We start from the raw sequence: 22,865 nt of genomic DNA, 5'->3' as shown, positions 1-22,865 counted from the left end.
ACACCTCCTAAGTTTGGTTTATTGTGTGTCTCCTCCGCCGTGCGTCATCTTTCAGCAAGACTTTCTTCAGAAGAAAGCACCCCTTGTCGAAATCAACCGGCGTGTGTTTTAACACCGTCAATTACTATACCATATTTTATTAGTGTATGCAACGATCATTGAAAACTTATTAATTTTTCTAGTATAGAATCTAGACTCTCGTCTTTATTAAAGGTGTAAGAACCCGATTGAATCTTCGTATTGATCTGACGTTGATTGGCGGCTTTAAGAAAACTAGCCTTGTCCTTAATGACTTCAGCCTTCTCCAAAATATCTGCTGTTTTTGTCAGTGTGCTACCTGAAGGTATACGAACAACAACCCCTGCATCCGCAGTGGCTTTAGGCTTATCAGGTGCAACAGCAGATGGTGCAGTAGTGACCTCTGGCTTCTCAATAGTGCCTTCTTTAGGCGTTGAGGGCTCTTTAGGAGGGACAACCTTATTGGGGTTATCAGATACTGTAGGAGACACTACAGGAGCGGGAGAAGCCGCTACTGTAGGCTTAGAAGGTTCCACGTTCTCCGTACTTCCCTCATTACCGCCTTCTGTCTTCTCACCTTGAACAGCGTCCTCCAAAGCGGACTCGTCAGAAGGAGGTTCAGTAGATTCGTCGATAACCTTCAAGTTCAATTTCTCAGCACCTTGTATTACCTGTTCCTTGGTGAGTGGAGCCGCTCCACCGGATATCATTAACTGAAGTAATAGGGCGCCTGCAATTAGCCCTGTGCCAAGACCGAACAAAAAAGAACGGTTCTTCATCATACCGATTCCTCCTGTTTGGCGAGTTGCAGAATCAGTTGCACTTCTCCCCGCTGAAGTCCAGCCGTCTTGGCAATGGAGTCTATCGATTTCCCCTGCTCATGTAGTTCAAATAATCGTGGATACCGCAATTTAATAGAACTAATGGGTTTCGCTTTCACTTCTGGTTGTATTGAACTCAATTCAGCTCCGGCAGACGGGTCTCCGATCGCCGCAACCTTAGCATACGAACCCTTCTCAACCGAAACTTCCAACTCTCTTAACCGCTTTTCTTCGTTAGTTACTCGGCCCTCTAGTAATAAAGAGCTTTGCTGTAATTCTGTCAATTGATGCTGCAAATCACTAATCTGCCCTTGCATTGCTACATGATTAGTTTGTGATTGCTGTTTAATACTGCTGACCAACTGTGCTAGCTCTTCATTCTCGCGCTCTATGTCAGCCATATATAGCTCAAGCGCAGCCTCCGTTTCTTTGAGGCTTTGCTGCCCTGCTTTTCCTTCCTTCATACGCGCTGGAAGTAAAAGGGCATAAAGAATAGCGGCGACACCTACTAGCACAATATACACCCATGGTTGCAAGTGCCTTATCTCCTTTTACATATCAAATATAATTACCTATTAAAGACTCAGATCAATGCGCTGTCCTTTGTAAGGATGTTCCGCATCACGAGTGCCTGACTTCGAACGTTTCTCCGAGGAAGAATTCCCTCCGGAATGATGATTGCCTTTATCTCCGCCATCGCGTAAAGCAGATTCAGAAGATTCATCCACTTCAGCGCTTCGCATGGTCATTTCCTGACTTTGTTTCACATTTTGTCCGGCTAGTTGATGCTGATCAATAGCGGGGCGCTGCTGAGATTCATTCTGAACCTTACCCGCTTCCGTAGTCCGAGGTAGTGCAATTTGCAGTTCCACTGGTTTTAGGCTCATCATAACCCTCTTCTCATAAGAAGAAACGATGTTGTCGTCTTTTGAAGACGATAACTGTTTCTCGTAAAAATATAAGGATAATGTATAACGTGAAACTTATACTTTCTTATATTTCAAGAATGGCCGGCCGCTATTGCTGCCCGCCCGATTAATTGTATGGCGTTAAGGATATATCACCTTCACTATAAACAAACACAACTCGTTCTGTGGGGTCCTTTACAAATCGTGTATATCTGCCGATCATAATTTTGGATCCGCCATAGATCGTTTTGATCACTTCAACTCTAGCTCTGCCTGTATCTTCTAGCATTCTTTCAATCTCTAGTACACGTTCTTTAATTCTTTTTTCCTCACGTTGATGAGACTGTTTGGTAGCATTCAATTTAACGCGAAGTGCCACTTTATCTGCAGGGAGTTGACCATTAGTTGCCAATTGATTTAATAGATACAATGCTTTAGAGGTTTTGTCCTCATTTTCAAGTAATTGACGCAGTGATTGACGTAGCTCGTTAATCTCATTTCTGAGCTCAGGTACTACTCCTACCTCAATAGAAGTCGCTGTGGACATGGTATTGCCTATGGTACGTGCTACGACTCTTTCCCCAGACTGTACAGTTCCGCCAACTATCAATCCCTTAGCCCCGTTACAAAGAACGTCTCTGCCTGCACGTATATTGGAATGCATAATGCTCTGGGATACAATGACATCTTCACCAGCTGTTACATTACCATCTTGAATGAATGAGACCTTAACATTTTTCCCAGCAGTTACATGTCCTTTGTTATAGCCGATAATTCCACCTGTAATTTCGATAGATCCCCCAGAGATTAATTCCGCTCCTTCAACTCCACCAACTACACGAATATCACCAGCGGACTTTACAGAAAATCCTGAAAGTACGTTTCCTCGAATAACAACGGTACCTACAAAATCAATGTTCCCAGTACTGTAGTCCACATCACCATTCACTTCATAGACAGGAAATACATTGATTTTACCGCTATCGGTTAAAGTAACAAGACCGTCAATTGCGGCATACATCGAGGTTCCATTGTTATCAACGAGTACGTTCTTACCCACTTTAAAATGAGCTTCCCTTCCAGCTCTGAAAGCAAGCTCATCACCAGTTACAGTCTTACCATGCTTACCAGGCTGAGCAGGGATAATTCTAGCTATCAGCTTTCCTTTGAGGACGTTACGAAGCCGAACTAAATCCTTATAATCCACCTTACCATCCGCTTTTTCAAGCGGCTTGCGATCCTCTTCCAGATCAACAGTAAGCATAATACTTCCGTCGACTCCATTTACTGCAGGTTCACCTGTAGCAATAGCGACTTTACTCCAAAAAAACTCCTCCGGATGACTACAAATACGTCCAACAATATCACGCTGGACCCCGTAGCGAATATTGTGACTGTGCAGGAAGCTTTCCAATTCTGAAGGAGAGCAGGAAAAATTCTCATCCTTTTTGGAGAACTGCAAATACGCGATCCCTTTGTCATCCGAAAAAGTAATACTTAAGTACTGATCCAAAGCATTTTGACCGATCAATTTTGCTCCCCCTTGTCACCACTAACGGTTAATCGTTCTGCATAAGTAGATCGCGATTCTTCTCAAGCGTTCCCCTCAGCCGCAAAATAGCCTTGGAATGAAGCTGCGAAATCCGTGAAGGAGATAGTGACATGACCTCTGCGATTTCGCTCAATGATAAATCTTCATAATATAAAAGGGACACAACGGTCCGTTCTTTCACCGTTAATTTCTCAATACCTTTGGTGAGGGCTTCGCGTAAGTAGAACTCATTTACCTTGCTATCCGGATTCTTAGCTTTATCGTCCACCAGTATGGACATTCGGGTCTCTGATTCCTCTTCACGAATCGGGTCTTCCAGTGAACATAGTGACATTACAGCCACATCCTGCAACATATTTTGAAATTCAGTTACACTAATATTCAGGTATAGACTCATTTCCTCATCACTAACGGATCTCAAATACTTCTGTTCCAACTGCTGATAAGCGTCCTCGATTTTTTTAGCTTTTTCTCGCACAGATCTAGGGACCCAATCACTTTGGCGTAAGGAATCTAAAATCGCACCACGTACGCGCCAGGAAGCATAGGTCTGAAACTGCAATCCCCGTTTGTAGTCGAATTTTTCAATCGCATCAATTAATCCCATGACTCCATTGCTGGCTAAATCATCTTTAGATACATTTTTGGGCAATCCCACAGCCAAACGGCTGGATACATAATCAACAATATGGAGGTAACTCTCTATCAGCTTCTTTTTGGCTTCAGGGTCACTGTGTTCTTTCCACTGTTCCCATAGCTCATCAGTTTCCAATTGAGAAGCTTTACGCTCGTTCAATAGCTTTCACCCTTCCCAAAGTTTAGTCAGAGAGCTTGTCGCGGCGAAACCTGCCTAGTCATAAGAAGAAACGCCTTCGGCGTCCTCTCTGGGACGCCCATCGTTCCTTCGAAAAATATAAGAAATAAAGTATTTAGTGAAACTTATACTTTCTTATATTTAAGATAACCGATTCCGCCACAGCGCTCGCTTATTCTTCTTTCAGGTGACGAACGGCCTTGGCCAATTCTTCAGGATCTTTCATAGAGACTAGTTTTGGGGGTGTGAGCGGCTTGAACCCCTCACTGTTCCCACTCCCTTGTCCTGGCTTCGGTTTGAGTAGATTAATTAACTCTTCATCCTCATTAGGGGTACTGATGTCTAGCTTTGCACCAAGTTCTTCTCCCTCAACATCCTGTTCATCCGGAGGTGATGATTGATACACGATAAAACCCAATACCCATCTTAGGAGGAAAGCAAGCAGAAACCAGATGATAAATCCTAATAGGCTTCGTAATAAACTAGTACCGAGAACATTATTACTGTAGGTTACAAAAAAAGTGAATACAAAACCTATCAAACCAAACAGCAAGTTTATAAAAATGTTTCCTATCATCTTCATATTTATATTTCCTTAGCGCCTTTTTGCACACTGCGGATGAACAATACACCAGTGTTACAGGCAATTTCTATCGTACGGCCATAATTACCGCCCGTGTCTTCCGCAATTAACGGAATTTTCAAATGCTCAAGAGCAAGTTTACAAGATTCAACATTACGAGGCCCGATCCTCATGGTGTCGCTCCCCCCGGCAAAGGCAAACATTTGTGATCCTCCTGCCATCTTGGCTACGATCCGACTCCGAACCGCACCAAGCTCCAGCAAACGGGATAAGAGCTCCGGCACTGCAGTATCTGCAAACTTAGCGATGTTTAATTGCCCTTCCCTAGCAATCTCAGAAGTAGGGAGCATCACATGCGCCATTCCCGCGAGTTTTTTTCCAGGGTCAAACAATGTCAATCCCACGCAGGAGCCAAGACCCGTTGTACGAATCAAACTATCCTGGCTTCCAACGTTAAGATCTGCCATCCCTACTTTAATGATGCTTTGTTCTTCAATCATTTTCAAACGGAACTCCTAGCGATTTGAAGATTTTCGGGAATGATTCCGGATCGGGAATAAGGAAAAATTGCCCTTCAATTTCGTTTTTCCCCTCAAAAAAGGTAGTATCGATCAACAATGCATCGTCACCCATTTGCCCAAATTGCAGCAAACCATAGCTTAAGATGGCTCCAGCCATATCCATGGCAAGTGCAGGAACTGTTGGATACATAGAAAGTGAGGTAAAGTCTGCAAGTGAAGATAGGTACGATCCTGCTAATATATTTCCAATTTCACTCAGCGCGGAAAGTTCCATTTCTCCAAGTTCTTGGTCACTCAAAATCTCGATGCCTGCAATGCGACTGAGTAAGTTCAAAGCGGCTTCCGGGGAAAGTATGAAAAACAGGTTGCCCGGAGCTTCTCCCTCCACACGTAAGAAAACTGCATATACTAGTTCTTCAGCTCCACCAACTTTGTCCGTAATCTCTTCAAAGTTGAGAAGCTGTACCTTGGGAACAGCCATATCAATCGGCTTATTCAAGAGCTGTGATAATGCGGTGGCTGCATTCCCAGCTCCAATATTCCCGACTTCCTTAAGCACATCCATTTTAAAATCCTTATAGTGCTTAAATAATTCCACAGGTTAGCCCTCTAGGCTTTCTAATTGAACGATTTCGCCTTTGTTAAGCACTTCTGACAGATTAAGCATAATCAGCAAGCGCTCTTCACCTATCTTGGCCACCCCATCTAAATACTTCGCTTTGATGCCGCCAACAACATCTGGAGGTGTATCGATAGAATCCCTGTTCAAATCTATTACATCATTTGCTGAATCTACAATGAAACCTACTTCCATTTCATTAACAGATACGATAATTACACGTGACTGATCTGTTTGCTCCGCCTCTTCGATCCCAAAGCGGCCTCGAAGGTCAATCACAGGGATAACAACACCACGTAAATTAATTACACCCTTGATAAACGAATACGTTTTAGGCACACGAGTTATTGGCATCATGCGCTCAATGGTTTGTACCTTCTCAACTTCGATACCGTATTCCTCTGAACCTAATTTGAACACTATCACTTTAATATCTTCAGCCATGGAACGAACCTCCCTGTTCTATCCTAGTTATTTAATAAAAGCGTTCGGATCAATAATAAGTGCGACTTGGCCATCTCCAAGTATCGTTGCGCCAGATATCCCTTGAATTTCAGGTAAATATTTACCCAGATTCTTGATAACGATCTCGTTCTGACCAATAAAATCCTGTACAGCTAAGGCTACAAGACGCTCTCCCTTACGTACAACTACGATCTCTGTCTCTTCTTCAGTACTCTCATCATAATCAGGTACCGAAAATAGGCGACTTAGAGAAACTAGTGGAATATGAGAATTCCGGAACTCTATCATTTTGTTGCCATGAATCGTACGGATTTGAGTGTTCTGGACGATTCCAGTTTCCACAATAGAGGATAATGGAATGGCATACTTCTCAGAACCCAATCGAATAAGCATGGCTGCAATAATAGATAGAGTAAGTGGCAACTGAACTGAAAAATTCGTACCTTTACCTGGTGAAGAATAGATCGTTACATTACCACCCAGGGAAGAAATCTTAGATTTTACTACATCCAGTCCTACGCCACGACCTGAGACATCAGAAATAACTTCTGCCGTGCTGAAACCTGGTGCAAATAGTAATTGATAAGCTTCATCATCCGTCATGTTCTTCGCTTGCTCTTGCGTGATCACGCCTTTTTTCACAGCAGACTTCAAAACCTTCTCTGGATAAATACCTGTTCCATCTTCCTCAATTTCAATGAAGACATGATTTCCGCTGTGGAAAGCACGTAGATGAACTGTCCCAGTCTCTGGTTTACCAGCAGCAATACGGTCAGCAATGGATTCAATTCCGTGATCAACCGCATTACGCAATAAATGTACAAGTGGATCACCAATTTCATCAATTACCGTCCGGTCAAGCTCTGTTTCGGCACCCGTTACAATTAGATCTACTTTCTTGTCCAGCGACTTAGCAAGATCACGAAGCATACGTGGGAACCGGTTAAATACGGTATCTACTGGAACCATACGAAGCTTCATCACAATATTCTGGAGATCTCCGCTTACTCTGCCCATATGCTCGACAGTTTCCGTAAGATCACCATTCTGAACCTCAGAAGCCAGCTGTTCTAAACGAACTCTGTCAATCAGAAGTTCACTAAATAGATTCATGAGCACATCTAAGCGTTCGATATCTACACGAATCGTACGTGAAGGCGCCCCTCCTGTTTTAGTTGTTGCCGGCTTATTAGCTTCATCTTTGGTAGGCAATGGTTTAGATGCTACTGAAGTAGCTGGAGCTGTTTCCTCTACAGTGGCTGTTGCTGCAACCTCTGACACGGCAGCTGCCGTTTCTTGACCAAGCATTTTCAAGGATTCTTGATCTAGTGCTACTGCTGTTACTTTATCAATCTCAGACAAATTCATAATCATTGCCTGAATCTGATCAGCATTTTTTTGGGTTATGTAATAAAGTGAGAAGCTTTGGTCAAATTTCTCTTGTTCTATATCTTGAACGGATGGGAAGGATTTAACTACTTCCCCCGAACGTTCGAGCAGATCAAACACCATGTATGCACGTACAGCCTTAAGTTGACAATCCTTACGGATCGTTACGTCCACATACAATGCATGATGCCCTTCCTGAATCGATTGTTCTAGAACAGAAAATTGGAATTCATCTAAATGAATCGGAGTTTCAGCTGCTTGTGCAGCAGGCATATTAGCAGCAGATGCTGTACCGCCTTCAACAGGAATCTCACCCCGTACGATAGCCTGTAGGGATGAGACAATGGCTGATACATCTGCTTTACCTTCGCCACCGCTAGTAATATCCTCAACCATAGACTCTAAGGCATCCAAACTTTTGAATAACGTATCAAAAATGAAATCCTGCATGCGCAGCTTGTTATTACGTACAAGATCTAACACATTCTCCATTTGGTGTGTAAGTGAAGCCAAATCTTCAAAGCCCATAGTCGCTGCCATACCTTTTAAAGTGTGCGCAGAGCGGAATATTACCTGGACGATACTAAGATCCTCAGGATTCGCTTCCAGTCCCATCATGCTCTCGTTCAATGACTGCAGATGATCATTCGACTCATCAATAAACATGGATAAATATTGGTTCATGTCCATAGTAGAGCACCTCCCCTTCGAGTTCGCTTTTCCGTTATTTAACGGCTTGCACTAGCCTTGGAGCAATTTCTTGCAAAGGCAGTACATATTTGACGCACTGCAATTCCACCGCAGATCGCGGCATCCCGTAAACGACACAGGTCTCTTCACTTTCAGCAAATGTTGAAGTAACCCCTGAGTCATAGAGAGATTTCATCATCCTAGCACCATCACTACCCATCCCTGTCATCAACAACACGTGCCGATCTAGAGATGTGAGTGGAAGCAATGATTCGAATAAAACATCCACTGAAGGTCGGTGGCCATTTCGCGCCTCCTCCTTCGTGAGTACAACTGCATATTGCCCTTTAGATGTGGGTGTAACTTGTAAATGATAGCCTCCAGGCGCAATGTAGGCTGCTCCTTTTCGTAATATCATCCCCTGCTCTGCTTCTAACACTTCTAGCGGACTGAATGTATTCAGACGCTGGGCTAGTGATTTCGTAAACTTAGGCGGCATATGCTGCACAATGACAATAGGAGCTGGAAAATCCGCTGGAATTTTCTCCAGGAGTACCTTCAGTGCACGAGGTCCGCCTGTAGAACAACCGACAGCAACTAATTTGTGCAAATTCTTGCTACCAACCATTCGATCCGGAGAAAGTCCCGGAGACTCAGTAGATACCTCCACTAAAGACTCTATCACCGGTTTGGGCGGAATTGCTTTATTCTCTACTTTAGTCTTTGGTTTAGACTTTTCGATTAACGGTGTTTTAGCAGAGATGATTGGTTTAGTTGCTTTTTTAGGGATAGTACTATCTACTGGCTGTTTCCCCCGAGGTTTTCTCATTTCTTCATCTTTGAGAGAAGATTTAAGTGCTGCCTTGGGTTTGTCCGGCAACAATCTCGGGGCAGTCGGCAGTAATGGCTCTAAAGGGGTGATGTCAGGCATCCTAAAAGCAGATGCTCGCGCTTCACGTTGCTCTCGAGCCAACATAGCTTCTTTCATTTGCTCTCTTAGGGATTCCCCTACGCCCGTTATATCCTGGGAATTTGATATTGAAGGTTTACGAATGAAATCAAAAGCGCCCCATTCCAGTGCAAGAATGGTTTCCTTCATGCCCTCTTCATTGATGCCTGACAGCATAATCACTGGCAGCGGATCTGACGCCATTATTATTTTCAGCGCTTCCAGGCCGTTCATCTCCGGCATTTCCACATCCATAGTAACTAGATCCGGCCGAAGTTTATTTATTTTCTCGATAGCCTCGCGACCATTTGTGGCTGTTGCCGTCACCTGAAAGTCAGCGTCATTTTCAATTAAATCGGAAATGATCTTGCGCATAAATGCAGAATCATCAACAACCAAAACTTTATATGGCTTCATATCATTTCCACCTCTGTTCCAGATTCAGAACAATTATTTACTTCGCTTTAACCATTTATGGATAAAGCCTTTAATACCTTGAACTTTTGTTTCTTTTTTACCATCTATGGTCAAATAACTTAGGGCTAGCCGATGTATATCTTTTGCAGCAACACTGTTTGGAAAAGCCAATGAAAATGGCGTCTGCCTTTTGACAGCCTGAACTACATGGGCATCTGAGCTTATATGACCAAGATAGGAAACATCTAATTGCAAAAAACGACTGGCCGCCATACGGATCTTATCACTTGTCACTGATGCTTCTCTCTCGTCACCTGCTTGATTCACAATCAGTTTAAAAGAAATCTCCGGATATGTCCGATTCACAACCTTCATTAATGCGTAAGCGTCTGTTATAGCAGTTGGCTCTGGTGTAGTAACTACTAGGCAATCGTCCGCAGAAGTTATAAACTTCATCGTTTCCTTAGATAATCCAGCACCTGTATCGAACAAAATATAATCCATACTGTCCGCAATAAGGGCTATCTGGGCTGTGAAATAATTAAGGTCCGATTCCGAAAGAGAAAACAACTCATCCATGCCCGATCCACCAGCTATAAAAGGAAGCCCGTTCGGTCCTAACTGAATAATCTGCTCAATATCCGCTTCTCTTTTTAACAGATGATATAGGTTATACTTCGCCGACACGCCCATTAACACGTCTATGTTAGCCATGCCAATATCTGCATCGAACAGCAATACTCTCTTGCCCATTGCTTTTAAAGTTAAAGCGAAATTAAGTGTAAAATTCGATTTCCCTACGCCACCTTTACCACTACAAACAGTAATGATACGGGCGGATGTTTCCCCTTTTTCAGCTAGTTTAGGCTCCTGACTGGATACAAGCTGTCTCAAGGATTGTGCCTGATCCATCATGATTCACCTGTTCCAAGAAGCATCTCACTAAGTTGTTCTTTGGAAGCCATCAATAAATCGTCAGGTACATTTTGACCATTGGTCATATAAGATAATGTGAGAGGGAAATCATTCAGGACGTTAAAGAGTGGTCCATAACTTCCCGTCTCATCTAGCTTGGTAAAAATAACTTTATCCAGCTTGTACCTGCCGAAATGCTCTGCAATCAATTTCATATCACGGCTTTTCGAAGTTAAGCTGAGTACAAGATAGGTCTCACTTCTTAATTCCTTCGCTAGCAAGCTTTGCAGTTCTGCTACAAGCATATCATTACGATAATTCCGTCCAGCTGTATCCATAATTACAAGATCACAACTCTCCAATCGAAAGAGTGCTCTTTGTAAATCTCCTGGAGATTGTACAACCTCTAGCGGAACATTCAGGATAGCTGCGTATGTACGCAACTGCTCCACAGCTGAAATTCGATACGTATCAGAGGTGATAAAACCAACCTTGCGTCCGTTTTTGAATAGCTGTTCAGCCGCAAGCTTGGCTATGGTAGTAGTTTTTCCTACTCCTGTGGGCCCTGCAATATATACGATTTGGGTATCAGGGGCAATTCCATCAGCGATTCGCCCTGACAGGAACCCATCGAGCTGTTCTTTTAAGGACTCCTGAAATTTCTCAGGTCCCCAAGTACGCCCTTCATCCGCCCAACGTTCGGAGATATTACTGATCCACTCCTCAACAAGCACAGTATCCATCTCCTGCTCAATCAAAAGATCTCTAAGCTGCTGGAGACTATCCGGTAATTCTCTTGCCCCTGAAGACTGCCTCGCGATTCGTTCCATCCAAAGCTTCATATCTCTAATTTCACGAAGAACATCATTCTCCAGCGCCGAGGCAACCTCTGGCGTTTGATCTAACCCTAAAGATTCATATAAGGCTGATACAGAGGTAGTTTCATCTGGATTGGATTCAAGCGATTTCTGATCAGGCTCTGGATGTTTGGTTATCGATTCTTTTACATCAATAGCTTCCGACAAGGCAGCGGCGATTTCCGCAAAGGACCGAGGCTCTTCCGGCTTTTCCAACGTTACAGTAGAAGCAGATGATGAAGCTTTTTGGTAAGCTTGCGGGACAGCGCTGCGCGGAATGTTCATCGCAGGCTTCACAGGCTTTTCAGGAGCACTCTCCTTTTGAGCTTTTTCAACAGCCGCTACTACCTCTATTTTTTTCTTTTTAAACAATCCTAAAAATCCGCCAATCTTGATTTCTTTAGTACTTAAAATTACAGCCTCGCTTCCAAGCTCACTGCGAATGGAATGCATGGCGTCAGGCATCGTATCGACCACATAACGCTTCACTCTCATAAATTCACCACTCCGACGCTTTGTATTTCAATGTTAGGCTCTAGTTCGCTATAAGACAGTACAGGAATATCCTGCATTGTCCGTTCAATCACCTGCCGCAAATACATACGAATGGTTGGTGATGTGAGTACAATGGGCTGTTGTCCTGACTGCAGCAGTCGATTGATCTGTTCACTTAACCGCTGATAGATCGTTTGAGTCGATGCTGGATCCAATGCCAGATAACTGCCCTGTTCAGATTGCTGAACACTCTCAGAAATTTTCTTCTCTAGGTTAGGTCCTACCGTAATAACTTTCAGAGTCTCTCCAGCTTGCGAGAATTGCTGAGTAATCTGTCTGGACAAGGATTGACGAACATATTCGGTAAGAATATCAGGATCCTTGGTGTACGTCCCATAATCCGCCAACGTCTCAAAGATAGTAACCAAGTCCCTGATCGATATTTTCTCGCGCAGCAACTTGGCAAGTACCTTTTGCACATCCCCAATCGCTAATACCGAAGGAATAAGATCATCAACAAGCACAGGATAATTGTCTCTTAGGTTATCCACCAACATCTTAGTTTCTTGTCGTCCTAACAACTCATGTCCATAACGCTTAATTAGCTCCGTCAAATGTGTTGCAACAACGGATGGTGGATCTACCACGGTATAACCTGACAATTCAGCCCGCTCTTTAACCGATTCGTCAATCCACAACGCTGGAAGTCCAAAGGATGGTTCAATGGTCTCAATACCGTTTATAGATTCATCATCATAGCCTGGACTCATGGCTAAGTAGTGATTAAGTAATAATTCACCGCCGCCGACAGTATTTCCTTTAATTTTTATGACATATTCATTCGGTTTTAGTTGAATGTTGTCGCGAATGCGAATAACAGGCACTACAAGACCCATTTCAAGGGCACATTGCCGTCGAATCATGATGATACGATCTAGTAAATCTCCACCCTGGCCTGTATCTGCCAAAGGTATAAGACCGTAGCCAAACTCGAATTCAATAGGATCTACAGAGAGTAAATTAATTACACTTTCCGGACTTCGTACCTCTTCAATCTGTTTTTCTTCAACAAGCTGCTCTTCGGCAATCTGTTTTCGATTTAAATTTTGTCCCATACTATAGGCTGCAAAAGCCAGCAAAGCAGCTAGCGGGAGCGTAGTAATCATATGTATAGGTGTAAATAGACCTAGAAAAGCAACAGTAACTGCAACAATATATAACAACTTTGGATAGGACAGTAACTGACCTGTTAATTCTTCTGCCAGATTACCTTCCGATGAAGCTCTGGTAACGATAAGACCTGCTGCAGTCGAAATGAGCAAAGCAGGAATCTGGCTGACTAGACCGTCCCCGATCGTCAATACAGAATAAGTAGATAACGCAGTGGAGAAATCCATTCCGTGCACAACCATACCGATAATAAATCCACCAATAAGATTGATCAACAGGATAATGATACTCGCAATCGCGTCTCCTTTAACGAATTTACTCGCACCATCCATGGCTCCGAAAAAATCCGCTTCCCGTTCAACATTGCGGCGACGCTCACGTGCCTGTGTTTCATTAATCATGCCTGCGTTAAGATCGGCATCAATACTCATCTGCTTACCGGGCATCGCATCCAAGGTAAATCTCGCCCCTACCTCAGCTACACGCTCTGAACCTTTAGTAATAACAATAAACTGAACCACTACCAAAATCAGAAACACGATAAATCCGACGGCAATTTGTCCACCGGCGATCCAGCTTCCGAAAGTGGATACCACGGAACCAGCATCTGCGTAAGTCAGGATCAATTTCGTTGTCGAAATGTTTAGTGACAGACGAAACAATGTCGTAACAAGCAATAATGAAGGAAAAATTGAAAATTCGAGTGCATTCTTCGTGTTCATAGCAACTAATATGATAATTAATGCTATAGAAATATTAATAACTAGCAAAACGTCCAAAAGCCAGGACGGGATAGGCAGAATCATCATAAGCACAATACCGATGATGCCTAGCAAAACTGTTAAATCTTTAGCTTTCAATGTCCTAACCCCCCGCCTTATTTCCTCTTACCTTTAAGTTTATATACATATGCCAGCACTTCAGCTACAGCCTGAAACAGATCATTTGGAACGACATCTCCAATTTCTGCTCTTTGGAATAATGCCCGTGCCAGCGGTTTGTTTTCCATAGTCACGACGCCATGTTCTTTAGCCAGCTCCCGTATACGAAGTGCTACATAATCCTGCCCTTTTGCAATAATCTGTGGCGCCTCCATTTTGGAACCATCATATTTCAGCGCAACAGCAAAGTGAGTTGGATTTGTAATAATTACATCCGCGTTAGGAACTTCCTGCATCATACGCTGCATGGCCATTCTGCGTTGGCGTTCCCTGATCTTACCTTTAATTAGAGGGTCACCCTCCATTTTTTTGTATTCATCCTTGATATCCTGCTTAGACATTTTCAGGCTTTTTTCGTGCTCGTACTTCTGATACATAAAATCTAGAAAAGCCATAATTAGCAAGGCAACCCCGATTTTCAAACCAAGACTCATCGTCAGCTTGGCCGCAAACTTAAAAATCCCCTCCGCACTGATATGCGACAGGGATGCAAAGTTCTTCTTTTCTCCCCATAATGTGCTATATACCAGATAAGAAATAATTAGAAGCTTAAATATTGATTTCAGGAATTCTACAAACGAACGCATAGAGAAAATATTTTTGAATCCTTTTATCGGATTAATCTTACTGAATTTAGGAGTAATCCCCTCTCCTGTAGCCATAAAGCCCACCTGCGCCAAGTTGGAAACAAGTGCCATAACAAACGTAATTCCAAGTAATGGAGCTAGCAAAATCAAGATTTGCAAGCCATACTGATTAAATAACAGCGTAATATTCTCAGGCGTAACGTCCAGCATCATTCGATTCTGAAATACATCCGTGTATAGCTTCATAAAACGCTCTTTCATAAAACCACCAAACATCATCAAGCTAACTACCGCAGCTAGCAATACAACCGCACCAGACAGCTCAGCACTTTTGGCTACTTGGCCTTTTTTACGAGCATCCTGCCGTTTCTTCGGGGTTGCTTTTTCCGTCTTTTCACCGGCGAAGAGTTGAAGATCTAGTCTATAACGCTTCGTCTTAGGCATAATACTCTCCCCTTACGGTCACCTACGGCTTCTTCCCCATGAGACCCAGTAAATTCTCCATGGATTCGAACATGATTTCGAAGAGATTCTGAAACAACACAGCTAGACCTGGCATCAGCACTAAAAGAAGTGCAATACCTATGATGATTTTTAGAGGAACCCCTATAACGAATACATTATATTGCGGAGCCGTTCTTGCTAAAAAAGCAAGACCAACATCGGTCAGAAACAGTGCAGTTACTAATGGAGCCGACATTTGAAAAGCTAATACAAACGACTGCGCAAATGTTCGGACCAGAAACTCTGACAAACTACCATCAACCATGCGTAGAAATAAATCATTATTCATAGGAATCCATTTATAGCTGTACACAATGGCATCTAGTAAATGGTGATGTCCATTCATACTCAAAAACATTAGCAGGGCTATCATATATTTGAAATTACCGAGAATAGGTGCTGACGTTCCTGTCATAGGATCAATGACGTTGGCAATACCGAAGCCAATCTGAATATCAATGAAAGAACCTGCTGTCTGAATCGCCATAAACATCAAATATCCAATGAAACCTAGCAATAAACCTATTAATACTTCTCTCATAATCAGCAAAATATAACTAAAATCCTGCGGAATCGTAATCCCTGTTCCATTAGCACTAAAGACTACCAATGCTACAAAAAAAGATATGCCAATCTTAAAAGTTGTCGGTACCCCTTGAGAAGAAAATACAGGAACGACAACAAAAAAGGCTGTAATTCGACAAAAAATAAGCAAAAAGACGGGTAAACTTTGCAATAAGGTATCCATGTTCATTGGTTAACCAATATACATATAGAGATTGCCTAGAATTTGGCTAGTAAAGTCAATTAGCTTCGTGATGATCCACGGTCCAAATAGCAATAAAGCCAGCAGTACTGCGACGATTTTTGGAACAAACGCTAGCGTCTGTTCCTGAATCTGTGTCGTAGCTTGAAAGATACTGATTATTAGCCCTACCACCAGACCAAGAATCAGCATGGGAGCGCTGACTTCCAGCACTAAATATACGGCTTGGCTTGCTAGACCGATAATAAACTCCGTACTCAATCCTCATGCCTCCTCTTAAGGTCAGGTGTTAAAACTAAGAAGTAGTGATTTAATGACTAAGTACCAGCCGTCTACCAGTACAAAGAGCATAATTTTAAAAGGTAATGAAATCATGACCGGGGGAAGCATCATCATCCCCATGGCCATCAGCGTACTCGCCACAACAATATCAATAATCAGAAATGGAATGAAAATTAAGAAGCCCATTGTAAAAGCTTTTTTTAATTCTCCAATTGCGAAAGCTGGCACCATCACCGTCAGTGGAATATCACTGTATGTAGCCGGTTTAGCCGATCCCGTATAACCGGTATATTTCATAAATAACAAAAGGTCTTTGGAATTGGTCTGTTTAAACATAAACTCTTTCATCGGATCAGCAGCTTTATCAAAAGCCTCAGTCTGGGTAATCGTCCCCTTCATATACGGCTGTAATGCCGTTTCATTCACTTGCGCCAAAGTTGGCGACATAATGAACAGGGTCAGAAACAGAGCAAGTCCTACCAGCACCTGATTCGGAGGCATGGCCTGAGTCCCAAGTGAGGTTCTAACAAAACCGAGCACGATTACAATTCTAGTAAAACTGGTCATAAGAACTAGAAACGCCGGAGCAATACTCAGAACCGTAACGAGAAGAAGAATTGATATGGAACTGGTACCACCGCTTGAACCATCTTCATTACCGACCTGAATATTAACATTAGGTATAGGATCAGCATGTATCGGCCGCATCATAACTATACTAATGAACCCGAACAGCAGAATAGCAAGAATTAGCTTCTTTTTCATAAATTCCTCGACTCATCCTTAGTAACATCATCCCGTAACAGCTCTTCCATTTTCTCTTTTCGCTCTGGTGCAGAACGAAGCTTGGATTGCAGTGTCTCGTAAAAAGATGATGTTTCACTAAGCTCGATTTCTTCTGATGGAACCTCCCCACGCAGCTTAACCTTAACCTTGGCAATAAGCGGTGCGAGAAAATTATTCTGGTTGGAGGACTGATCCTCAAATGCTGCAATGATCAAAGCCACCTCATCCGGATCAGTGACTTTATCCAAGATGGATATATTCTCACCAATCCCGATTAAGTAAAGGCTGCTTCCTAGTTCAATAACCTGCATCGACTTGTTAGGTCCCAGCCCTACAGCACCAAGCGTTCGAATGGAGCGCCCGCTCATAAAGGTCTGATTACGACGTCCAAGAAAACGGATCAGCAGCACAATAAGTACAATGATTACCGCAAGGACAATAATAACGTTAAGCAAATTCAGCAGGGTGTTATTGCTCCCGAGCGGTTCTGAATTGAGGGGCATGTCTTTTTCCTACACACCCAACGTTTTGTTGATAGCTTCGATAACTCGGTCAGCTTGGAAAGGCTTCACAATAAAGTCTTTTGCTCCCGCTTGAATAGCATCGATAACCATAGCCTGCTGGCCCATGGCTGAACACATGATGACCTTAGCAGCCGGATCTACCTTCTTGATTTCTTTCAGGGCGGCGATTCCGTCCATCTCAGGCATAGTTATATCCATCGTGATAAGGTCTGGACGCAGTTCTTTAAATTTCTCTATAGCTTGAGAACCGTCCTGAGCTTCGCCCACTACTTCAAATCCGTTTTTCGACAAAATGTCACGGATCATCATTCTCATAAATGCTGCATCGTCCACGATTAGAATTCGGTTAGCCATTTTTACAAAATCCTCCCTAAGTATGCTTATTGTAATTTCTGAATTCGGTCCCACTGGCTGACGATATCCGTAACGCGTACGCCGAAGTTTTCGTCGATAACTACGACTTCACCTTTGGCAATAAGCTTGTTGTTAACCAAAATATCTACAGGCTCACCGGCGAGCTTGTCCAGCTCAATGATCGAGCCTTGAGACATTTCTAAAATATCTTTAATCTGCTTCTGGGTCCTTCCTAATTCTACGGTTACTCTAAGCGGTATGTCCATCAATAAATTTAAATTGTTTTCATCAATATGACCAAAAGCTCCACCGTTAAGGTTAGCAAACTGTACAGGCTGTACATTTACATTGCGATTCGCTTCAGGACTAAGCGGTGGTGTCTGCCCATAAGGCATGCCTTGAGGCGGCATTCCGTAGGGTGGCATCCCTGGCATGCCATACGCCGGCATTCCTGCTGGAGGGTAATAATATCCGCCTTCTGGCATTCCTGGATAACCAGGCATCCCCTGCGGCGGGTATGGCGGAGGTATTTCTCCTGCGGGCTGTGAAGGCGCCTGGTGCACTGGTGGAGCTACAGGAGGCGTCTCTTGAGCTGGCTTAGCAGGAGTCTCTGTCGACGTAACTGCAGCCTCCTGCGCTGCAGGGCTAACATCACCCAGAAGCATCGTTACCATATCCTTAGCAAACTGGACAGGCAAGAGCTGCATAATAGTAGAGTCTATTAAATCTCCTATCTTAAGTCGAAACGAAATTCGAATTAAGGTTTCTTCATTGGGTAAGCTGCCTACACCTTCACCGCTGGACATGTTTAGAATGTCGATACCCGGAGGCGAAATATTAACAAATCGATTGAAGATCGTAGACATTGATGTGGCAGAGGAACCCATCATTTGGTTCATAGCTTCCTGCACAGCACTAATGTGAATTTCATTCAATTCTTCATCTTTAGGTTCGCCTTCCCCACCAAGCATTAAATCTGCGATGACCTGTGCATCCCTAATCTTAATAACAAGTGAGTTAATACCCTGAAATCCATCTACATATTCCACGTGTACAGCTACATGTGGTTTAGGAAAAGCCACTTCAAACTCCCCGCGTGTAATGATGGAAACTTGAGGGGTTGTAATATCAACCTTTTTCCCCAGTAAAGTGGAAAGAGCTGTCGCTGCACTACCAAACGTTATATTACCGATTTCACCCAAAGCATCCTGTTCAAACGGTGTTAAATAGTCATTTACCGTTTTCTCTGAAGGAGCCAATGAGCCTTCCGCAGATTGTCTCAGAAGGGCGTCGATTTCTTCTTGGGATAAATAATCTTTACTCGTCAAATTCTTCAACTCCTTCACTGACAATCTCGTCTATTTGCACGGCTACCCGGTCTTTCACCATTCCAGGACTTCCGATGAACTTAAGCTTCTCCCCTACCTTAATCGAGAGTCCAGTATCTACATTCCTGTTTAGTGAGATCACGTCACCGACGCTAAGCCCAAGAAACTCAGATATAGATAAGCTCGATTCTCCAAGTTCAGCGACAATCGGCAGTTTCGCCTTATGAACTCTAGCTTTAATAGCTTCAAGTTCATCTGCATCCCGCGTCTTCTTCTCTGTTACAAACCATTGGTGAACAGATAGTCTAGACATTATTGGTTCCAGAACGACGTGCGGTATGCACAGATTGATCATACCTGTTGTATCTCCAATTTTGGTGCTTAACGAGATCAATGCAATGGTCTCATTGGGCGATACAATTTGCATGAACTGTGGGTTCGTTTCTAGCGCTTCCATGCGCGGATGGATATCCAGCACAGTCTTCCAAGCCTCCTGCAAGCTCTCAAAACATCTGCTGAAGATGCGCTCCATAATCGTTGTTTCGATTTCAGTTAAAGCATTAATCTTAGATGGCGCAGTCCCAAAACCGCCCAGCAATCTGTCCAGCATAGCGAAAGCGATGTTTGGATGAACTTCCATTACCATTCGACCTTCTAAAGGTTCGGCTTCAAAAATGTTCAGTATTGTCATTTTCGGAATGGAACGAATGAATTCATCATAAGGGAGCTGCTCTACTTGAACGACATTAATCTGCACAAAGGTGCGTAATTGGGCTGAAAAGTACGTTGTAAGATAGCGTGCGAAATTGTCATGAATCCTTGTAAGACTACGAATATGATCTTTAGAAAATCGAACAGCCCGTTTAAAGTCATAAGATCGGATCTTCTTCTGAGTTTCTTCCTTTTTAAGTTCATCGGCATCCATCTCACCTGAAGAAAGTGCAGCAAGTAGAGCATCTATTTCGTTTTGTGATAGTACATCAACCAATTCAATCACCCCCCTATCAAAGAATTATCATGCCTGAAGCTACATAGAAGCCAAAAGGTATTTGGTGACTTCGATCTGAGTGATTTTGCCTTCGGTCAATGTCTTATTGATCAGATTAACAAGCTTGCTGCTAAGCTGGTCTTTGCCATTTGCTCCATTAAGCTCCTCAGGTTTGGTATCTGCAAGCGTTTTGATAATAATCGGTTTGATTTTGATCTCTTTTATTTTTTCGAATGCTTCCTTTGATTTCGCAGAATTCAGTTGGAAGGCGAAATCTATTTGAACGATATAATCGGGATCAGCAAGATTTGTTTTGATATCTTTGATCTCTGCCGTTAATTCGACGACTTCATCTGCAGTTAAATACTTGGTTTCCACACTTTGAACCGCAGCATTTACATCATTCGAATCTTTCGGAAAGATCTTGTCCATTAATAAAAATGCGGCGATCACGATAAGTGTAATCGCAAGTAAAATCGTAAGTAACCATGGCAGCATCTTCTTCATGTTAGCTCCTCCATTGACTGGACTTTAATGGTGGCAGCATATGTGCCTATGTCCCTGTTATAATCCCGGATCTTCGTAATAACTTCATCAGCTTTTTCAAGCACGATCAGTCTTTTTCCGGTTACTAGCGTAATATATGTATCCGGGCTTTCTTCTACCATTTCTACCAGTAGGGCATTGATCCACATCGGTGTTCCATTTAATCTCGTTACCGATATCATAACAGGCCTCCTAACAAAAATAGGGGGAGGGGTACCTCCCCCACGACTCCGCGTTAATCTTTAAAAAAGATATTTAATTATTGATAAAATTAACGCTTCAGGTTAACTACTTCCTGCAGCACTTCATCAGAAGTCGTAATGATACGGGAGTTCGCCTGGAATCCACGTTGCGATACGATCATTTCTGTAAATTCATTCGTAAGATCCACATTGGACATTTCGAGTTGACCAGAAATGATAGCGCCTGTTCCAGTTTCAGTATCATTTGCTACTGTAGGAACAAGCTCACCTTCTGCATTCGCATTAAGTGACATACGGTATAGATTGCCACCAATCTTCTCTAATCCAGATGGATTAGTAACCTTAGCTACACCGATCTTCACACCTGCTTCAGTCGTTCCATCCGACATGGTCTGAACAATCGTTCCATCATTGGAAATGGAGAACGCTGTTACATCATCACCCAGTTGAATGGGTCCACCATCGGAATCTAGCACATGAAGTCCGTCAGAAGTTACAAGATTACGTGCAGCATCTACATGAAAATCTCCTGCACGAGTCAAGAAAGGTGTTTCTTGATCTCCTGATAGCTTTACTAGGAAAAATCCATCTCCGTCAATGCGTAAATCTGTCGGGTTATTAGTAGTTTGAGCACTACCGGACAAATGGAGTGTATCGATAGAAGCGATACTTACGCCCAGTCCGATTTGTTTAGCATTCATACCACCTGCACCATCATCACTAGGAGCAGTTACACCAGAAACGGTTTGACTCATAATGTCCTTGAACATAACCCGTCCTGATTTAAAACCAATTGTATTGACATTGGCAATGTTATTACCGATTACATCAAGCTTAGTCTGAAAGCCTCTCATCCCCGAAACCCCTGAATACATAGATCTTAACATTTGTGTTGTCCTCCCAGATTATAGAGTCCTAATAACTTACTAAGTGAATGGGACCGCGTCAGTCGGTCAGCGGCCGCCTCGGCTTTCCGTTAGGACCAGCCGGTTATGAAATCACAATTGCACTATCAATTTGCGTAAATACGTTATCTTTAATCGAATTTCCATCCATAGCGGTTACAACCGTACGATTCGGGACACTTACGATAAATGCCAAGTCCTTCATTAATATCAAGGATTCTTTACTGCCTTTGGCAGCAGCTTTATCCACAGCAGAAGATATCTGATCCAGTTGTCTGCTTCCAAGTTCAATTCCTCTTTGTTCAAGACGCTTAGCAGCATGATTGCTGAATTTTAGTAGCTTCTGTTGCAGTACGCTCTCAAAGGTGGCTTCTCCAGCCACAGTCTGCTTCGGTATCGAAGATCGCTGTAACGTTGAGGAATGTAGGGACGACGCAGGATACAGTTGGCCTATGGTCAGCCTGTCACTCATATTGTCGCCTCGCTTCCTCCGTTATTCTCCGGAGTATTACTATCTGTACCAGAACCATTCTCTGTTGTTGCGGGATTCTGAATTTGTGTAATATCGGTTAAAGCAATTCTGTCTTTCCCCACAACCGCATATTGAATCCCCTTGCTGACAACGATTGATTCAACGTTCCCTGTCTTAGGTAGATTTGTGGCGGTATCCGTCCATGTGATATCTTTACCAATCAAGCCGGATACTGAGCCAAGAGACTGATTCATTGATGTAAGCTGTGTAGAGATATTCATCAGCTGCTCAACAGATGTAAACTGTGCCATTTGAGCAATAAATTCTTTATCTTGCATCGGCTGCATCGGATCTTGATTCTGCAGCTGGGTGATCAATATCTTCAAAAACTGATCCTTACCCAATACAGAATTCCCTGTTGTTTTAGTAGAATCAGGAGTTGTATAATTCCACTGGTCTTTGGTAGAAACAGGAGGAGTTGTTGTTGTCGTCATAA

General features: G+C 43.0%; 27 protein-coding genes. All 27 read right to left on the bottom strand.

All coding sequences use genetic code 11. From position 1 onward, the window contains the following. Positions 1-155: 155 nt before the first annotated feature. The gene (locus ACWNM1_RS10575) at positions 156-800 is read right to left on the bottom strand and encodes an endolytic transglycosylase MltG (protein WP_449600926.1); all 645 of its coding nucleotides are present in this window, start codon (positions 798-800) and stop codon (positions 156-158) included. Beyond that, complete coding sequence (locus tag ACWNM1_RS10570) at positions 797-1,375, bottom strand: hypothetical protein (RefSeq protein ID WP_449600925.1); 579 nt, start codon at positions 1,373-1,375, stop codon at positions 797-799. The genes ACWNM1_RS10575 and ACWNM1_RS10570 overlap by 4 nt, the downstream gene beginning before the upstream one ends. A gap of 39 nt (positions 1,376-1,414) precedes the next feature. Then, positions 1,415-1,729, bottom strand: a complete 315-nt coding sequence (locus ACWNM1_RS10565) for a hypothetical protein (RefSeq protein WP_449600924.1) — start codon at positions 1,727-1,729, stop codon at positions 1,415-1,417. 145 nt (positions 1,730-1,874) lie between these two features. After that, positions 1,875-3,278 (bottom strand): DUF342 domain-containing protein, encoded by a 1,404-nt coding sequence (locus tag ACWNM1_RS10560; RefSeq protein ID WP_449600923.1) that lies wholly within the window; start codon positions 3,276-3,278, stop codon positions 1,875-1,877. A gap of 28 nt (positions 3,279-3,306) precedes the next feature. Then, a complete protein-coding gene (locus ACWNM1_RS10555) occupies positions 3,307-4,095 on the bottom strand; it encodes a FliA/WhiG family RNA polymerase sigma factor (protein ID WP_042189430.1) in 789 nt (262 codons plus the stop codon). A gap of 190 nt (positions 4,096-4,285) precedes the next feature. Next, a complete protein-coding gene (locus ACWNM1_RS10550) occupies positions 4,286-4,696 on the bottom strand; it encodes a hypothetical protein (RefSeq protein WP_052404338.1) in 411 nt (136 codons plus the stop codon). A gap of 2 nt (positions 4,697-4,698) precedes the next feature. Next, positions 4,699-5,196 carry a chemotaxis protein CheD gene (locus ACWNM1_RS10545; RefSeq protein WP_094869621.1) on the bottom strand — a complete coding sequence of 166 codons (498 nt, stop codon included), beginning with the start codon at positions 5,194-5,196 and terminating at the stop codon, positions 4,699-4,701. Then, positions 5,189-5,782 (bottom strand): chemotaxis protein CheC, encoded by a 594-nt coding sequence (locus ACWNM1_RS10540; RefSeq protein WP_371915738.1) that lies wholly within the window; start codon positions 5,780-5,782, stop codon positions 5,189-5,191. Before ACWNM1_RS10540 ends, ACWNM1_RS10545 begins: the two co-directional genes overlap by 8 nt. Positions 5,783-5,818: 36 nt before the next feature. Further along, a complete protein-coding gene (locus ACWNM1_RS10535; protein ID WP_076285425.1) occupies positions 5,819-6,280 on the bottom strand; it encodes a chemotaxis protein CheW in 462 nt (153 codons plus the stop codon). A gap of 27 nt (positions 6,281-6,307) precedes the next feature. Further along, the gene (locus tag ACWNM1_RS10530; RefSeq protein WP_449600922.1) at positions 6,308-8,380 is read right to left on the bottom strand and encodes a chemotaxis protein CheW; all 2,073 of its coding nucleotides are present in this window, start codon (positions 8,378-8,380) and stop codon (positions 6,308-6,310) included. A gap of 34 nt (positions 8,381-8,414) precedes the next feature. Next, positions 8,415-9,746 carry a protein-glutamate methylesterase/protein-glutamine glutaminase gene (locus ACWNM1_RS10525; RefSeq protein WP_449600921.1) on the bottom strand — a complete coding sequence of 444 codons (1,332 nt, stop codon included), beginning with the start codon at positions 9,744-9,746 and terminating at the stop codon, positions 8,415-8,417. Positions 9,747-9,779: 33 nt separating this feature from the next. Then, positions 9,780-10,661: a MinD/ParA family protein gene (locus ACWNM1_RS10520; RefSeq protein WP_076285422.1), complete on the bottom strand. Its 882-nt coding sequence runs from the start codon at positions 10,659-10,661 to the stop codon at positions 9,780-9,782. Then, complete coding sequence (gene flhF / locus ACWNM1_RS10515) at positions 10,658-12,013, bottom strand: flagellar biosynthesis protein FlhF (protein WP_449600920.1); 1,356 nt, start codon at positions 12,011-12,013, stop codon at positions 10,658-10,660. The genes ACWNM1_RS10520 and flhF overlap by 4 nt, the downstream gene beginning before the upstream one ends. Continuing rightward, a complete protein-coding gene (gene flhA, locus ACWNM1_RS10510; protein ID WP_449600919.1) occupies positions 12,010-14,043 on the bottom strand; it encodes a flagellar biosynthesis protein FlhA in 2,034 nt (677 codons plus the stop codon). The genes flhF and flhA overlap by 4 nt, the downstream gene beginning before the upstream one ends. Positions 14,044-14,060: 17 nt before the next feature. Beyond that, a complete protein-coding gene (gene flhB, locus ACWNM1_RS10505; protein WP_042189439.1) occupies positions 14,061-15,155 on the bottom strand; it encodes a flagellar biosynthesis protein FlhB in 1,095 nt (364 codons plus the stop codon). 22 nt (positions 15,156-15,177) lie between these two features. Next, positions 15,178-15,963, bottom strand: a complete 786-nt coding sequence (fliR, locus tag ACWNM1_RS10500) for a flagellar biosynthetic protein FliR (RefSeq protein WP_042194135.1) — start codon at positions 15,961-15,963, stop codon at positions 15,178-15,180. A gap of 9 nt (positions 15,964-15,972) precedes the next feature. After that, positions 15,973-16,242, bottom strand: a complete 270-nt coding sequence (gene fliQ / locus ACWNM1_RS10495) for a flagellar biosynthesis protein FliQ (protein WP_036688516.1) — start codon at positions 16,240-16,242, stop codon at positions 15,973-15,975. A 21-nt stretch (positions 16,243-16,263) separates the two neighbouring features. Next, the gene (gene fliP, locus ACWNM1_RS10490) at positions 16,264-17,028 is read right to left on the bottom strand and encodes a flagellar type III secretion system pore protein FliP (protein WP_042189441.1); all 765 of its coding nucleotides are present in this window, start codon (positions 17,026-17,028) and stop codon (positions 16,264-16,266) included. After that, positions 17,025-17,552 (bottom strand): flagellar biosynthetic protein FliO, encoded by a 528-nt coding sequence (locus ACWNM1_RS10485; protein WP_042189442.1) that lies wholly within the window; start codon positions 17,550-17,552, stop codon positions 17,025-17,027. The genes fliP and ACWNM1_RS10485 overlap by 4 nt, the downstream gene beginning before the upstream one ends. A gap of 9 nt (positions 17,553-17,561) precedes the next feature. Next, the gene (locus tag ACWNM1_RS10480; RefSeq protein ID WP_036688523.1) at positions 17,562-17,927 is read right to left on the bottom strand and encodes a response regulator; all 366 of its coding nucleotides are present in this window, start codon (positions 17,925-17,927) and stop codon (positions 17,562-17,564) included. A gap of 26 nt (positions 17,928-17,953) precedes the next feature. After that, the gene (gene fliY, locus ACWNM1_RS10475; RefSeq protein ID WP_149646138.1) at positions 17,954-19,255 is read right to left on the bottom strand and encodes a flagellar motor switch phosphatase FliY; all 1,302 of its coding nucleotides are present in this window, start codon (positions 19,253-19,255) and stop codon (positions 17,954-17,956) included. Beyond that, positions 19,245-20,243, bottom strand: coding sequence for a flagellar motor switch protein FliM (gene fliM, locus ACWNM1_RS10470; protein ID WP_076119558.1), 999 nt, complete (start codon positions 20,241-20,243; stop codon positions 19,245-19,247). The genes fliY and fliM overlap by 11 nt, the downstream gene beginning before the upstream one ends. A gap of 39 nt (positions 20,244-20,282) precedes the next feature. Continuing rightward, positions 20,283-20,750 carry a flagellar basal body-associated FliL family protein gene (locus ACWNM1_RS10465; RefSeq protein WP_449600918.1) on the bottom strand — a complete coding sequence of 156 codons (468 nt, stop codon included), beginning with the start codon at positions 20,748-20,750 and terminating at the stop codon, positions 20,283-20,285. Further along, positions 20,747-20,971, bottom strand: coding sequence for a flagellar FlbD family protein (locus tag ACWNM1_RS10460; protein ID WP_042128923.1), 225 nt, complete (start codon positions 20,969-20,971; stop codon positions 20,747-20,749). Before ACWNM1_RS10460 ends, ACWNM1_RS10465 begins: the two co-directional genes overlap by 4 nt. 89 nt (positions 20,972-21,060) lie before the next feature. Further along, the gene (gene flgG / locus ACWNM1_RS10455) at positions 21,061-21,879 is read right to left on the bottom strand and encodes a flagellar basal body rod protein FlgG (RefSeq protein ID WP_341053178.1); all 819 of its coding nucleotides are present in this window, start codon (positions 21,877-21,879) and stop codon (positions 21,061-21,063) included. A 103-nt stretch (positions 21,880-21,982) separates the two neighbouring features. Continuing rightward, positions 21,983-22,369: a TIGR02530 family flagellar biosynthesis protein gene (locus ACWNM1_RS10450; RefSeq protein ID WP_449600917.1), complete on the bottom strand. Its 387-nt coding sequence runs from the start codon at positions 22,367-22,369 to the stop codon at positions 21,983-21,985. Then, the gene (locus ACWNM1_RS10445; RefSeq protein ID WP_339287144.1) at positions 22,366-22,863 is read right to left on the bottom strand and encodes a flagellar hook capping FlgD N-terminal domain-containing protein; all 498 of its coding nucleotides are present in this window, start codon (positions 22,861-22,863) and stop codon (positions 22,366-22,368) included. The genes ACWNM1_RS10450 and ACWNM1_RS10445 overlap by 4 nt, the downstream gene beginning before the upstream one ends. Positions 22,864-22,865 lie beyond the last annotated feature (2 nt).

The organism is Paenibacillus sp. Marseille-Q9583 (genome assembly GCF_976954365.1).
The sequence above is the reverse complement of the archived record's forward strand: the minus strand, read 5'-3'. Positions and strand labels throughout refer to the sequence as shown.

What these genes read in the sequence shown, in the direction of transcription:
- ACWNM1_RS10575 (WP_449600926.1), bottom strand. Translation starts at nt 800, where the DNA reads ATGATGAAGAACCGTTCTTTTTTGTTCGGTCTTGGCACAGGGCTAATT.
- ACWNM1_RS10565 (WP_449600924.1), bottom strand. Translation starts at nt 1,729, where the DNA reads ATGATGAGCCTAAAACCAGTGGAACTGCAAATTGCACTACCTCGGACT.
- ACWNM1_RS10550 (WP_052404338.1), bottom strand. Translation starts at nt 4,696, where the DNA reads ATGAAGATGATAGGAAACATTTTTATAAACTTGCTGTTTGGTTTGATA.
- ACWNM1_RS10545 (WP_094869621.1), bottom strand. Translation starts at nt 5,196, where the DNA reads ATGATTGAAGAACAAAGCATCATTAAAGTAGGGATGGCAGATCTTAAC.
- ACWNM1_RS10540 (WP_371915738.1), bottom strand. Translation starts at nt 5,782, where the DNA reads ATGGATGTGCTTAAGGAAGTCGGGAATATTGGAGCTGGGAATGCAGCC.
- ACWNM1_RS10535 (WP_076285425.1), bottom strand. Translation starts at nt 6,280, where the DNA reads ATGGCTGAAGATATTAAAGTGATAGTGTTCAAATTAGGTTCAGAGGAA.
- ACWNM1_RS10530 (WP_449600922.1), bottom strand. Translation starts at nt 8,380, where the DNA reads ATGGACATGAACCAATATTTATCCATGTTTATTGATGAGTCGAATGAT.
- ACWNM1_RS10525 (WP_449600921.1), bottom strand. Translation starts at nt 9,746, where the DNA reads ATGAAGCCATATAAAGTTTTGGTTGTTGATGATTCTGCATTTATGCGC.
- ACWNM1_RS10520 (WP_076285422.1), bottom strand. Translation starts at nt 10,661, where the DNA reads ATGATGGATCAGGCACAATCCTTGAGACAGCTTGTATCCAGTCAGGAG.
- flhF (WP_449600920.1), bottom strand. Translation starts at nt 12,013, where the DNA reads ATGAGAGTGAAGCGTTATGTGGTCGATACGATGCCTGACGCCATGCAT.
- flhB (WP_042189439.1), bottom strand. Translation starts at nt 15,155, where the DNA reads ATGCCTAAGACGAAGCGTTATAGACTAGATCTTCAACTCTTCGCCGGT.
- fliR (WP_042194135.1), bottom strand. Translation starts at nt 15,963, where the DNA reads ATGGATACCTTATTGCAAAGTTTACCCGTCTTTTTGCTTATTTTTTGT.
- fliP (WP_042189441.1), bottom strand. Translation starts at nt 17,028, where the DNA reads ATGAAAAAGAAGCTAATTCTTGCTATTCTGCTGTTCGGGTTCATTAGT.
- ACWNM1_RS10485 (WP_042189442.1), bottom strand. Translation starts at nt 17,552, where the DNA reads ATGCCCCTCAATTCAGAACCGCTCGGGAGCAATAACACCCTGCTGAAT.
- ACWNM1_RS10480 (WP_036688523.1), bottom strand. Translation starts at nt 17,927, where the DNA reads ATGGCTAACCGAATTCTAATCGTGGACGATGCAGCATTTATGAGAATG.
- ACWNM1_RS10465 (WP_449600918.1), bottom strand. Translation starts at nt 20,750, where the DNA reads ATGAAGAAGATGCTGCCATGGTTACTTACGATTTTACTTGCGATTACA.
- ACWNM1_RS10460 (WP_042128923.1), bottom strand. Translation starts at nt 20,971, where the DNA reads ATGATATCGGTAACGAGATTAAATGGAACACCGATGTGGATCAATGCC.
- flgG (WP_341053178.1), bottom strand. Translation starts at nt 21,879, where the DNA reads ATGTTAAGATCTATGTATTCAGGGGTTTCGGGGATGAGAGGCTTTCAG.
- ACWNM1_RS10450 (WP_449600917.1), bottom strand. Translation starts at nt 22,369, where the DNA reads ATGAGTGACAGGCTGACCATAGGCCAACTGTATCCTGCGTCGTCCCTA.
- ACWNM1_RS10445 (WP_339287144.1), bottom strand. Translation starts at nt 22,863, where the DNA reads ATGACGACAACAACAACTCCTCCTGTTTCTACCAAAGACCAGTGGAAT.